This window comes from Microbacterium sp. zg.Y1084, from assembly GCF_024623595.1.
GTDB classification, from domain to species: domain Bacteria; phylum Actinomycetota; class Actinomycetes; order Actinomycetales; family Microbacteriaceae; genus Microbacterium; species Microbacterium wangruii.
This window is the reverse complement of record NZ_JANJGV010000003.1, coordinates 723,209-734,165: the sequence shown is the minus strand read 5'-3', so window position 1 is coordinate 734,165 and position 10,957 is coordinate 723,209. Positions and strand designations below refer to the sequence as shown.

12 protein-coding genes are annotated in these 10,957 nt (G+C 66.6%); 3 read left to right on the top strand and 9 right to left on the bottom strand.

The window, feature by feature from the left end; translation table 11 throughout:
* Window positions 1–258: 258 nt before the first annotated feature.
* From NQ165_RS08135 to nrdH, 8 genes are all read right to left on the bottom strand, one after another.
* Complete coding sequence (locus tag NQ165_RS08135) at window positions 259–783, bottom strand: hypothetical protein (RefSeq protein WP_257532379.1); 525 nt, start codon at window positions 781–783, stop codon at window positions 259–261.
* 496 nt (window positions 784–1,279) lie between these two features.
* Window positions 1,280–1,933 (bottom strand): hypothetical protein, encoded by a 654-nt coding sequence (locus tag NQ165_RS08130; protein ID WP_257532377.1) that lies wholly within the window; start codon window positions 1,931–1,933, stop codon window positions 1,280–1,282.
* Window positions 1,934–2,040: 107 nt separating this feature from the next.
* On the bottom strand, window positions 2,041–2,343 hold the full coding sequence (locus NQ165_RS08125) for a hypothetical protein (RefSeq protein WP_257532375.1): 303 nt from the start codon (window positions 2,341–2,343) through the stop codon (window positions 2,041–2,043).
* Window positions 2,344–2,674: 331 nt separating this feature from the next.
* Window positions 2,675–2,845 carry a helix-turn-helix domain-containing protein gene (locus tag NQ165_RS14720; RefSeq protein ID WP_374940934.1) on the bottom strand — a complete coding sequence of 57 codons (171 nt, stop codon included), beginning with the start codon at window positions 2,843–2,845 and terminating at the stop codon, window positions 2,675–2,677.
* Between the two features lie 233 nt (window positions 2,846–3,078).
* Complete coding sequence (nrdF, locus tag NQ165_RS08120; protein ID WP_257525616.1) at window positions 3,079–4,053, bottom strand: class 1b ribonucleoside-diphosphate reductase subunit beta; 975 nt, start codon at window positions 4,051–4,053, stop codon at window positions 3,079–3,081.
* Window positions 4,054–4,102: 49 nt separating this feature from the next.
* The gene (nrdE, locus tag NQ165_RS08115) at window positions 4,103–6,235 is read right to left on the bottom strand and encodes a class 1b ribonucleoside-diphosphate reductase subunit alpha (protein ID WP_257525617.1); all 2,133 of its coding nucleotides are present in this window, start codon (window positions 6,233–6,235) and stop codon (window positions 4,103–4,105) included.
* Between the two features lie 5 nt (window positions 6,236–6,240).
* Window positions 6,241–6,672: a class Ib ribonucleoside-diphosphate reductase assembly flavoprotein NrdI gene (nrdI, locus tag NQ165_RS08110; protein WP_257525835.1), complete on the bottom strand. Its 432-nt coding sequence runs from the start codon at window positions 6,670–6,672 to the stop codon at window positions 6,241–6,243.
* 75 nt (window positions 6,673–6,747) lie between these two features.
* Window positions 6,748–6,981: a glutaredoxin-like protein NrdH gene (nrdH, locus tag NQ165_RS08105; protein WP_257525618.1), complete on the bottom strand. Its 234-nt coding sequence runs from the start codon at window positions 6,979–6,981 to the stop codon at window positions 6,748–6,750.
* Window positions 6,982–7,324: 343 nt separating this feature from the next.
* On the opposite strand from nrdH, the gene NQ165_RS08100 reads away from it, so the two are divergent.
* Window positions 7,325–8,530 carry an MFS transporter gene (locus NQ165_RS08100; protein ID WP_257525619.1) on the top strand — a complete coding sequence of 402 codons (1,206 nt, stop codon included), beginning with the start codon at window positions 7,325–7,327 and terminating at the stop codon, window positions 8,528–8,530.
* Between the two features lie 10 nt (window positions 8,531–8,540).
* Here NQ165_RS08100 and NQ165_RS08095 read toward each other — a convergent pair whose 3' ends face one another.
* The gene (locus tag NQ165_RS08095; protein ID WP_257525620.1) at window positions 8,541–8,945 is read right to left on the bottom strand and encodes a pilus assembly protein CpaE; all 405 of its coding nucleotides are present in this window, start codon (window positions 8,943–8,945) and stop codon (window positions 8,541–8,543) included.
* Between the two features lie 65 nt (window positions 8,946–9,010).
* Here NQ165_RS08095 and NQ165_RS08090 point away from each other — a divergent pair, with 65 nt between their 5' ends.
* Window positions 9,011–9,778 carry an alpha/beta fold hydrolase gene (locus NQ165_RS08090; protein ID WP_257525621.1) on the top strand — a complete coding sequence of 256 codons (768 nt, stop codon included), beginning with the start codon at window positions 9,011–9,013 and terminating at the stop codon, window positions 9,776–9,778.
* Entirely contained in the window at window positions 9,775–10,947 is a 1,173-nt protein-coding gene (locus NQ165_RS08085) for an acyl-CoA dehydrogenase family protein (protein WP_257532373.1), read from the top strand. Before NQ165_RS08090 ends, NQ165_RS08085 begins: the two co-directional genes overlap by 4 nt.
* Window positions 10,948–10,957: the final 10 nt, after the last annotated feature.

The window sequence follows — 10,957 nt, the reverse complement described above, 5'->3', positions numbered from 1 at the left end:
CTCCACGGCGAGCTCGACATGCGCACCCCCGCCGAGGTCGAGCAGGCGTACTACGCTGACCTCGAATCAGCCCAGCCGGCCCCTGCCGGACAAAGCTCCCAATAGGAACGAAAGCCAGGCCGATTCAGGTTGATAAATTTGTCAGGCTAGCCTCGTGGCGGTTCCGCAGCGGTCTGTTGTCGAGCGGTTCGCCCCATCTGGCGGCTCGGAGCGCTAGGGTTTCCTCCCCCGCCTGGCTGGCGATCCGCCTGGATGTACTCACTTCACATGGCGGGAAGCGATGCGGTCGTGGCGCCGAATCACGCTGAGGTATGCGGCACGGGCGCGGTCGATCTCCCCACGGTCATATGGCCTGTGACCCGGCACATCTGCATCGCGTCGGATCCTTGGCGCCCGCCAGGCCTCCGACATTGCCTTGCCGGCTTGAGTGCGGGCGGCCTGAACTAAATCCTCAAATGCCGTCGAGATCTTCTCGTGGGCGGAGATCTCCAGGAGCGCACCGTAGAGCCGTAACCGTGATTGGATCTCACTAATCTGCCCTGTGACGGCGGCTCGCGCTTCCCTCCCGCTGCGCCGGCGGACAAGGAACGGCGCCTCAGCGTAGTCCTCGACGGCTCGCAGTGCCTCGCTGTACATCACTGCTCGCGCGTCCGCGCGAGACTGACGTTGCTGCCAGGCATAGCCGACGACGGCTACAGCCGCCGCTAGAAACCCAGCGATGATTATGGCTCCAGGTTCGCTAGCCCAGAAGTCGAAATCGACGAACCCGCGCAGTTCCTTCACACCGGTCCCCGATAGCCATGGGCCGCCTCATCGAAGGGCCAAACCTCGTCGTTCTCTCGCCAGTAGTCCTCGGCAAGGAGGTGACGTGCGGTGAGATTCAAGAGTTCGTCCAACCCTTGGTCTGCTGTCCAGCGACGAGCGGCGGGGTCGCCGGGATAGTACAGGCAGAGACTGTCGTCCGGCATACGGTGGGGCGAACGGGCTCCCTCATCGGCGACCACCCTCGGATATTCCACCGGGTTGAGTCCGTATGTCTCGTAGCCGGGATCCCTATGTAGCTCGACACGCACCGGCACGGGCTCATCCCGCCCGATGACTGGAAGATCGAGCACGTACACAAGCCGACCGGGATGCTCCGAGCGTCGCATAGCAGCCCCGTAACGACGGCGCGCACGTGCTTCGAAAGCCATGACCCACGCGATGTCGCTCCCCACCCACGGCCTCCAGAGCCGGGTCGGGTCCTCAGGCAACGCACGCGGAAGACCCGCGCAGTCACTCACGGGGCCCACGACCGGACCGGTGTGACGGCCGCCGCGGGAGCGGCCGCCGTCGCCAACGCCGCCGAACTCGCGAGCACCGGTGCGCCGAACGCGCTCGAAGGCTTTCCCTGGGGCGCGTTGTGGAAACGGACGCCTTCTCGAAGGACGGCGTCGCGCGACGGTGCCGGCAGCATCTCGGAGTCGTTGAACAGGTCAGCGAGTTCCTTCTGCGCCAGCACTGGATAGCCAGCCAGGTCGTAAAGGATGGCCTTGTCCAGCTTCGCTAGCGAGTCCTCGAGCTTCTTGATCACCTCGGTGGGTGGCGCGTTCAGCTTGATGGGCTTGACGGCGACCTTGGCTGGATCTGCAGTCTCGCCCTTCTTGAGTTCCCCGATGGCGTAACTAAACCAGTCGCGCATCGAAGTGATCAGGGCCACCTGCGACGTCACGCTGAAGAGGGCGAGCGCCTTGATATTCCACGAGCAGAGCGCCTGGCCGTTTTGTCGGTTCCAGTGCTTGAGCAGGCGGACCGTGCGCGCGTACACGGACTTGGTGACCTCGTTCGCCTCCGTGATGAGCCTCGTGTGCGTCTCGGGTGCGGAGCGGTCCCAGGAGTTGAAACGGGGAATGTAGAGACCCGGCCCGTTCGGGTAGTCGATAGCGGTGATCACGTCGGCGGTGAAGTCCGGGAGGCCCTCGCGGATGGGATCCCGGAAGCGGACCAGGATCGACCGCTTCCGGCCACGGAACTCGACTCGCAGATCGCCGTACTCCGAGGCTAGTTCGCGTCGGATGGCGGCGGCGGCGCGCTCCTGCAGTTCACCAGGCCCCTATTCCCAGGCCCGTAGACGCCGCCGGGGTTCGGGATCACGACGCCGAGGTCGACGTCGGTCAGCGGCGTTAGTGCGTCGCCGTGAGCGACGCTGCCGTTGAAGTAGTGGCGCGAGCCAACGAACTCTTTCTTCAGCGCTGCGACGATAGCGGTCCGACGCTTCCGCGCCTCGTCGATCTCAGCCTTCGTGACCTCGATGCGCGCTCGCGCGTCGTTGATCACCTTCTCGATAGTCGGATACTCGTTCATACCCAGGAGCCTCCTTACGACTCTGTGTGCCGGTATCTCCGGCGTGAGGAGGCAGGTGACGAGATCGGCAGAATGCCGACTTGCTCGTGCGCTCACTAGCGCCTAGGGTCGAATCGTCCTACCAAGACATTCCGGCCCCGACCTGCTTGAGCCCCGCTCAGTGAGTCGGGGTCTTCTGTTGAGTTTTCATGTCCACGTTACGCGCCGCCTCCGACACATAACCGCGGGTCGGGGCCGTGAACCCGGCGAAACGCAGGCGGGAGGTGCCTGCACGCTCGATGAAGCCGTCTTCCAAACCTCCAATGTCAGCCGCATCCCCAGATTCCGGTCTCTACTTCGGGTAAAGGCGCACCCCAAGTGCGTCTTCCAGACGAGCCACCGTGCGTAGGTCTGGCCATGCAGCGCCCGACAGCACGCGGCGGACCGTCGCCTCATCGAGGCCGGCCTGCTCTGCGACCGCGCGGACGCTTCGCTCACCCAGCCCGCATCGAAGATTAAGCACGAACTGCCGGGCCGTCTCCCCCGCTGGATCCGACGACGGCGCGTCCGGCCACGACGGTGTCAGCTCAGACGGCGACTCGCGCCGCCGGTTAGCCACAGGATCGCTCCTGTGGAACCGGTCGGCGCGAGTCCAGTCGTTTCATGTGCCAACTGCGCAATCTGTGCCAAGTAGTTTGACGCGTGCCAACTTCAAGGGTGTGATGTGCCAACTACCGTGACGCCGCACAGGAACTTCTAGAAGTCCCAGTCCTCGTCCGCGGTGGCCTCGGCCTTGCCGATGACGTACGACGAGCCCGACCCCGAGAAGAAGTCGTGGTTCTCGTCGGCGTTCGGCGACAGGGCCGACAGGATCGCCGGGTTCACGTTCGTGGTCGTCGCCGGGAACATCGCCTCGTAGCCGAGGTTCATCAGCGCCTTGTTGGCGTTGTAGTGCAGGAACTTCTTGACGTCCTCGGTGAGGCCGACGCCGTCGTAGAGATCCTGCGTGTACTGCACCTCGTTGTCGTACAGCTCGTACAGCAGCGAGAACGTGTAGTCCTTGATCTCGTCGCGCTCGGCCTGCGTAACGGTCTCGAGCCCCTTCTGGAACTTGTACCCGATGTAGTACCCGTGCACGGCCTCATCGCGGATGATGAGGCGGATGAGGTCGGCGGTGTTGGTGAGCTTCGCGCGGCTCGACCAGTGCATCGGCAGGTAGAAGCCCGAGTAGAACAGGAAGCTCTCGAGCAGGGTGGATGCCACCTTGCGCTTGAGCGGCTCGTCGCCACGGTAGTAGTCCATGACGATGTGAGCCTTCTTCTGAAGGTTCGGGTTCTCGACCGACCAGCGGAACGCCTCGTCGATCTCCTTCGTCGAGCACAGCGTCGAGAAGATCGACGAGTAGCTCTTCGCGTGCACCGACTCCATGAACGCGATGTTCGTGTAGACGGCCTCCTCGTGCGGGGTCAGCGCATCCGGGATCAGCGAGACGGCGCCGACGGTGCCCTGGATGGTGTCCAGCAGCGTGAGGCCCGTGAACACCCGCATGGTGAGCGTCTGCTCCTCGGGGGTGAGCGTGTTCCACGACTGGATGTCGTTGGACAGCGGCACCTTCTCGGGCAGCCAGAAGTTGTTCACCAGGCGGTTCCAGACCTCGAGGTCCTTGTCGTCCTCGATGCGGTTCCAGTTGATGGCCTGGACGTGGTCCAGCAGCGGCAGTTTTTCGGTCATGTCGATGTCTTTCTTCAGCGCGTCTCGTATGTGTGTGCGGCGACCGAGGTCACAGCATGCAGGAGACGCACTCGGTCATGTCCGTGCCCTCGAGCGCGAGCTGACGCAGACGGATGTAGTAGATGGTCTTGATGCCCTTGCGCCATGCGTAGATCTGGGCCTTGTTGATGTCACGCGTCGTGGCGGTGTCCTTGAAGAACAGCGTCAGCGACAGACCCTGATCCACGTGCTGCGTGGCGGCGGCATACGTGTCGATGACCTTCTCGTAGCCGATCTCGTACGCGTCCTGGTAGTACTCCAGGTTCTCGTTCGTCATGAACGGTGCCGGGTAGTAGACGCGGCCGAGCTTGCCTTCCTTGCGGATCTCGATCTTCGACGCGATCGGGTGGATCGACGACGTCGAGTTGTTGATGTACGAGATCGAGCCGGTCGGCGGCACCGCCTGCAGGTTCTGGTTGTAGATGCCGTGCTTCTGGATGGATGCCTTGAGCGCGCGCCAGTCGTCCTGCGTCGGGATCGGGATGCCCGCGAACAGCTGCGCGACCTTCTCGGTCTGCGGCACCCACTCCTGTTCGATGTACTTGTCGAAGAACTCCCCCGACGCATAGGTCGAGTCGGCGAAGCCCTCGAACGCCGTGCCACGCTCGATCGCGATGAGGTTCGAGGCGCGCAGCGCGTGGAACAGCACCGTGTAGAAGTAGATGTTCGTGAAGTCCAGGCCCTCTTCGGAGCCGTAGTGCACGTGTTCGCGGGCGAGGTAGCCGTGCAGGTTCATCTGCCCGAGGCCGATCGCGTGCGACCGGTCGTTGCCGTCCTCGATGGAGCGCACCGAACGGATGTGGCTCTGGTCGCTGACCGCGGTGAGAGCACGGATGCTGGCCTCGACGGTCTTGCCGAGGTCGCCGCCGTCCATCGCCAGGGCGATGTTCATCGAGCCGAGGTTGCAGGAGATGTCCTTGCCGATCTCCTTGTACGAGAGGTCCTCGTTGTAGGTGGTCGGGGTGTTGACCTGCAGGATCTCCGAGCAGAGGTTGGACATGTTGATCCGGCCCTTGATCGGGTTGGCCTTGTTCACCGTGTCCTCGAACATGATGTACGGGTAGCCCGACTCGAACTGGATCTCGGCGAGGGTCTGGAAGAACTCGCGCGCGTTGATCTTCGTCTTCTTGATGCGCTCGTCGTCGACCATCTCGCGGTACTTCTCGGTGACCGAGATGTCGCCGAACGGCACACCGTAGACCTTCTCGACGTCGTACGGCGAGAACAGGTACATGTCCTCGTCGTTCTTGGCGAGCTCGAAGGTGATGTCGGGGATGACGACACCCAGCGACAGCGTCTTGATGCGGATCTTCTCGTCGGCGTTCTCACGCTTGGTGTCGAGGAACCGCAGGATGTCGGGGTGGTGAGCCGAGAGGTACACCGCGCCGGCGCCCTGACGCGCGCCGAGCTGGTTGGCGTAGCTGAAGCTGTCTTCGAGCAGCTTCATCACGGGGATGATGCCGCTGGACTGGTTCTCGATCTGCTTGATCGGGGCACCGGCCTCGCGGATGTTCGACAGCAGCAGGGCCACGCCGCCGCCGCGCTTGGACAGCTGCAGGGCGGAGTTGATGCCGCGGGCGATCGACTCCATGTTGTCCTCGATGCGCAGCAGGAAGCACGACACGAGTTCGCCGCGCTGCGCCTTGCCGGTGTTGAGGAAGGTCGGGGTGGCCGGCTGGAAGCGACCCGAGATGATCTCGTCGACCAGCTCGGTCGCGAGCTTCTCGTCGCCGTCGGCCAGGCCCAGCGCCGTCATGACGACACGGTCCTCGAACCGCTCGAGGTAGCGCTTGCCGTCGAAGGTCTTCAGCGTGTAGCTGGTGTAGTACTTGAACGCTCCGAGGAACGTCGCGAAGCGGAACTTCTTGCTGTAGGCGAAGTCGTGCAGCTCCTGGATGAACTCCATCGAGTACTTCTCGAGCACGGCCGGCTCGTAGTACTCCTTCTCGACGAGGTAGTCGAGCTTCTCCTTGAGGGAGTGGAAGAAGACCGTGTTCTGGTTGACGTGCTGCAGGAAGAACTCCCGCGCCGCCCGCTTGTCAGCGTCGAACTGGATCTTGCCGTCCGGCCCGTACAGATTGAGCATCGCGTTGAGTGCGTGGTAGTCCATGCCCTCGAAGCGCGCCTCGGTCTTGAATTCCATGTCCGTCAGTGTTGATTCCACCATCGCTCCAGTCCTTCGCTCACGCGATCGACGTCATCTGGCGTGCCGAAGAGTTCCAGCCGATACAGGTGCGGCACGTTGCACTTGCGGCTGATGATGTCACCGGCGAGGCAGTACGCCTCGCCGAAGTTGGTATTGCCTGCGGAGATCACTCCGCGCAGGAGCCGACGGTTTCCCTCGTCGTTGAGGAACCGGATCACCTGCTTGGGAACAGCGCCCTTCTCCTCGCCCCGCCCTTGCCCGCCGCCGTAGGTCGGCGTGACCAGGACGAAGGGCTCGGACACCTCGATCGGCTCATCCGAGGGGAGGAGGGGGATGCGCACAGCCCGCATCCCGAGTTTGTCGATGAAGCGGGCGGTGTTGCCCGAGACGCTGGAGAAATAGACCAGCAGAGGTGCGTGCGTCGCCGTGAGCACATCATCTCCCCTCAGGTTGCCGCCGTCCGCCCGCCGATCGGGCGCCGCGCCGGAGCGCCGCGCCACGGTCCGGATTCAGGCCAGGCGCGAGGCGAGCTCGTCGATCTTGTCGGGACGGAAGCCCGACCAGTGGTCCTCGTCGGTGACGACGACCGGCGCCTGCAGGTAGCCGAGCGACTTCACGTGCTCGAGCGCTGCGGCGTCTTCGGAGACGTCCAGGACTTCGTATTCGATGCCCTTCGAGTCCAGTGCGCGGTAGGTCGCGTTGCACTGCACGCAGGAGGGCTTCGTGTAAACCGTGATCGCCATGTCGACGTGTCCCCTTCAAGTCTTTTCGCTGTGTTCTCCGGCTTCGGGGCCGGGGAGTCCAATACTACATATGGGTGCCGACGTTCAGAAGCACCACAAGGGATAGTAGTTACATCCGTGTAGTTTTCCACCGCCCTCCCCATGTACAACACAGGTTGTCCACCGTTTCATCCACAGGATGCCGACGGGTTTCGGGCCCCGCGAAGCGCTGAATCACGCGGGTGCGGAGCCGCCCGGCCGGATCCATCCACAGGTACGACGCTAGGGACCCCCTCCGACATCGGGATTCCTGGGTAACCGTCGGTACGGCGTGTCGCGGCGTGTCCGGGTAGCGTGGATGAACGTGGCGGGATATCGGGACCTTCTGCGCAGTCCAGGCGTGGGGCGCATCATGGCGGCGCAGCTGACGGCACGCTTCCCGAACGGGATGACGAGCCTGGCGATCCTGCTGCACATCGAGCACGTCACCGGCTCCTACGGGGCTGCGGGCCTCGTGCTGGCCGCGACCTCCGTCGGCCAGGCGGTCGCGGGTCCGGTCACGAGCCGCTGGATGGGCCGCTGGGGCATGCGCAAGGTGCTGACCCTCACCACGATCATCTGCGCCGTGATGCTCACCACGCTCGCGTTCGTGCAGACCGTCGTGCCCGTCTACATGCTCCTCGCGCTCATCGCGGGTCTCTCCACGCCGCCCGTGCAGCCGGCGGTGCGCACGATCTACCCCAAGATGGTCACGTCTCGGCAGCTGACCCCGCTGTTCTCGCTGGACGCGTCGCTGCAGGAGATCATCTGGATCATCGCCCCGGTGCTGATCACCTTCATCGCCACGCAGGCGGGCACCGTCCCCGCCCTGGTGTGCATCGTGGTCATCCTGCTGCTGGGCTGCGCGTGGTTCATCCTCTCCCCCGAGGTCGGCCGCGTGCGCATCCCCCGCAGTCGCCGCAGGCTGGGCAAGGTGCTCACGCGCCCCGCCGTGGTGCTCGCCACCGCCACGGGCTTCCTCCTCATCGGCGCGGCCGCCGCGGTCGAGGCCGGCGTCGTGGCCACGTTCGACCACGGCGGACTCGAAGCAGGTCTCGTGCTGGCGGTGTTCTCGATCGGCAGCCTCGCCGGCGGGCTCGGCTTCGGACACATCCCCATCGGCCGCTGGGCCATGGCGCGGCGGTTCGCCATCGTCGCTGCGGGACTGTGCCTGGCGATGATCTCCCTCGACGTCTGGTGGATGGGCGGGTCCCTCCTCATCGCCGGCGCCGGCGTGGCCCCGGCTCTGGCGGTGATGTTCGCCATGACCACGGCGAGCGTGAAGTTCAGCGACACCGCAGAGGCGTTCGGCTGGGTCGGCACCGGTCAGCTGATCGGCTCGGCCGCGGGATCCGCGACCGCCGGCTTCCTCATCGACGGCGTCGGGCCGCAGGGCGCGTTCGTCGCCGGTGCCGCGTTCGCCGTGGCCGGGGTGCTCGTCTCGGTCGCCTTCGTGCGCGGCTTCCCCGACCTGCGGGGACGCGACGCGAGCCCCATCCCCGACACCGAGCCGGTGCCGACGATCACGTGAGCGCTCGGGCTCAGGCGATCCGCGCCAGCAGGAACAGCACCGCCTGGGCGTAGGCGTCGGCCGGGGCCGGATGGTCGAAGCCGTGCCGCTCGGCATCCACCTCGATCTCCACGCGGTACGTGTCGGGCAGGCGCGTCAGACTGCGGAACGTGCCGCGCAGCATCTCACGCAGCTGCGCCTCCGAGGGCAGCCACAGCGCGTCGGCGATCGCGACCGAGTCCAGAGCCCACTCCGTGGTGCCGTTGAAGGCCAGCAGCGTCCCCGTGGGATAGCTGCGCGCCTCGATGGTCATCTCGCTGACGGTGAAGACGTCGGCCTCGAACTCCGGTTCGTCCAGCTGGAAGCGGTCGCCGGAGCGCGGATGCCAGCGCAGGCCGGCGGCGCGCAGCTCGCGGGCGAGGTCGGTGGAGATCACCTGCCCATCTTCCCCCGGTTCTGCGCACCGGGCGCGGTGCCGACGGCCGCCTTTAGGCTGGGGGCATGCCCGCCCCCGTCGCCCTCCCCCGGTACGCGTGGGGCGATCCCGCGTCGCCCCGGCACGCGCTGCTCATCCACGGCCTCGGCTCCAACGGACCGCTCATGTGGCGCTTCGGCACGGCGCTGGCGGATGCCGGCTGGCACGCCACCGCCGTCGACCTGCGCGGCCACGGCGCGGCGCCACGCGCGCTGGACTGCACGATCGCCGCGTACGCCGCCGACGTCGCCGCGACGACTCCCGCCACCGACGATGCCCCGCCGGCGGCGTGGGACCTCGTCATCGGTCACTCGCTGGGCGGCGCCGCGGCCACCGTCGCCGCCGCCGCGACCCCCGGCTGGACGCGCCGCCTGGTGCTCATCGACCCGGGGATCTACCTTGCCGAGGGCGATCGGGCGATCGTGCGCGACAGCCAGGAACGTTCGTTCGCCGACCCGACCGAGGCGGCCGTGCGCGCCGAGCACCCCGACTGGCATCCGCTCGACATCGAGCTGAAGGCATTGTCGGTGCGGCAGGCGAGCCGCTGGACGGTGGAGCAGACCAGCGAGCAGAACGCGGTGTGGGACGTCCGTGCCGACGCGGCGCGGCTCCAGGTGCCCACCCACGTCATCGCGAGCGACCCTGCGGTGTACTCGATCTTCACCGGCGAGGTCGTCGACGACGTGGTCGCCAATCCGCACGTGACGATGTCGGTGGTCGCCGGCGCGGGCCACTCGCCGCACCGCGACCGCCCCGACGAGACTCTGCGACTGCTGTGGGAGGCCCTGCGATGACCGATTTCGACCCCGCGAGCGTGCTCGACGACGCGCTGCTGGAGCGCATCCGGGCACGGGCCGCCGCGCACGACCGCCACAACACCTTCCCCGACGACGACCTCGCCGACCTGAGGGCCGCCGGCTACCTCGCTGTGCTCGCTCCCGCCGAGAACGGCGGCGGCGGGTTGCAGCTGGCCGAGGTGTCGCTGCTGCAGCAGCGCCTGGCCACCGCCGCGCCGGCCACCGCGCTGGCGGTCAACATGCACCTGGTGTGGACGGGCGTGGCGAAGGTGCTGCGTGACCGCGGCATCCGCGACCTCGATCATGTGCTCGAGGGCGCGGTCGCCGGCGAGGTGTACGCGTTCGGCATCAGCGAAGCCGGCAACGACCTGGTGCTCTTCGGCAGCGACACCGTCGCCGAACCGCTGCCCGACGGCGGGTACGCCTTCACCGGCACGAAGATCTTCACGTCGCTCGCGCCGGTGTGGACGCAGCTGGGCCTGCACGGCCTCGACACCTCCTCCCCCGACGCCCCACGCCTGGTCTACGCGTTCGTCCCCCGCACCGAAGAGGCGGCAGGGCGCGTGGTGACCCGCGACGACTGGGACACGGTGGGCATGCGCGGCACGCAGTCCCGCACCACCGAGCTGCACGGCGCCGTCGCGCCCGCCGACCGCATCGGGCGACGCCTGGCGCCGGGGCCGAGCCCCGACCCGCTCGTCTTCGCGATCTTCAGCGTGTTCGAGCTGCTGCTGGCGTCGGTGTACACCGGCATCGCCCGCCGCGCGATCGACGTCGCCGTCGACACGGCCGGCCGTCGGCGCTCGAAGAAGACCGGACGGGCCTACAGCCAGGACCCCGACATCCGCCGGCGGGTGGCCGAGATGGGCATCGCCTACGACGCCCTGCCGCCCCAGCTGCACGTGCTCTGCACCGACGTCGATCGGCAGGCCGACCACGGCGCGCGCTGGTTCTCACTGCTCAGCGGCGTCAAGCACCGGGCGGTCACCATGGCGAAGGAGGTCGTCGACCAGGCCGTGCTGGTGGGCGGCGGCTCCTCCTACTTCGCCGGCGCCGAGCTCGGACGCCTGTATCGCGACGTGCTGGCCGGCCTCTTCCATCCCTCCGACCCGGAATCCGCCCACGCCACGGCGGCCACGGCGTGGCTGGGACCGGCCGAGGGCTGAACCCGCATGC

Coding starts and splice junctions, on each gene's coding strand:
- NQ165_RS08125 (WP_257532375.1), bottom strand. CDS start 2,343: ATGAACGAGTATCCGACTATCGAGAAGGTGATCAACGACGCGCGAGCG.
- nrdH (WP_257525618.1), bottom strand. CDS start 6,981: ATGGCGATCACGGTTTACACGAAGCCCTCCTGCGTGCAGTGCAACGCG.
- nrdE (WP_257525617.1), bottom strand. CDS start 6,235: ATGGAATTCAAGACCGAGGCGCGCTTCGAGGGCATGGACTACCACGCA.
- nrdF (WP_257525616.1), bottom strand. CDS start 4,053: ATGACCGAAAAACTGCCGCTGCTGGACCACGTCCAGGCCATCAACTGG.
- NQ165_RS08090 (WP_257525621.1), top strand. CDS start 9,011: ATGCCCGCCCCCGTCGCCCTCCCCCGGTACGCGTGGGGCGATCCCGCG.
- NQ165_RS08085 (WP_257532373.1), top strand. CDS start 9,775: ATGACCGATTTCGACCCCGCGAGCGTGCTCGACGACGCGCTGCTGGAG.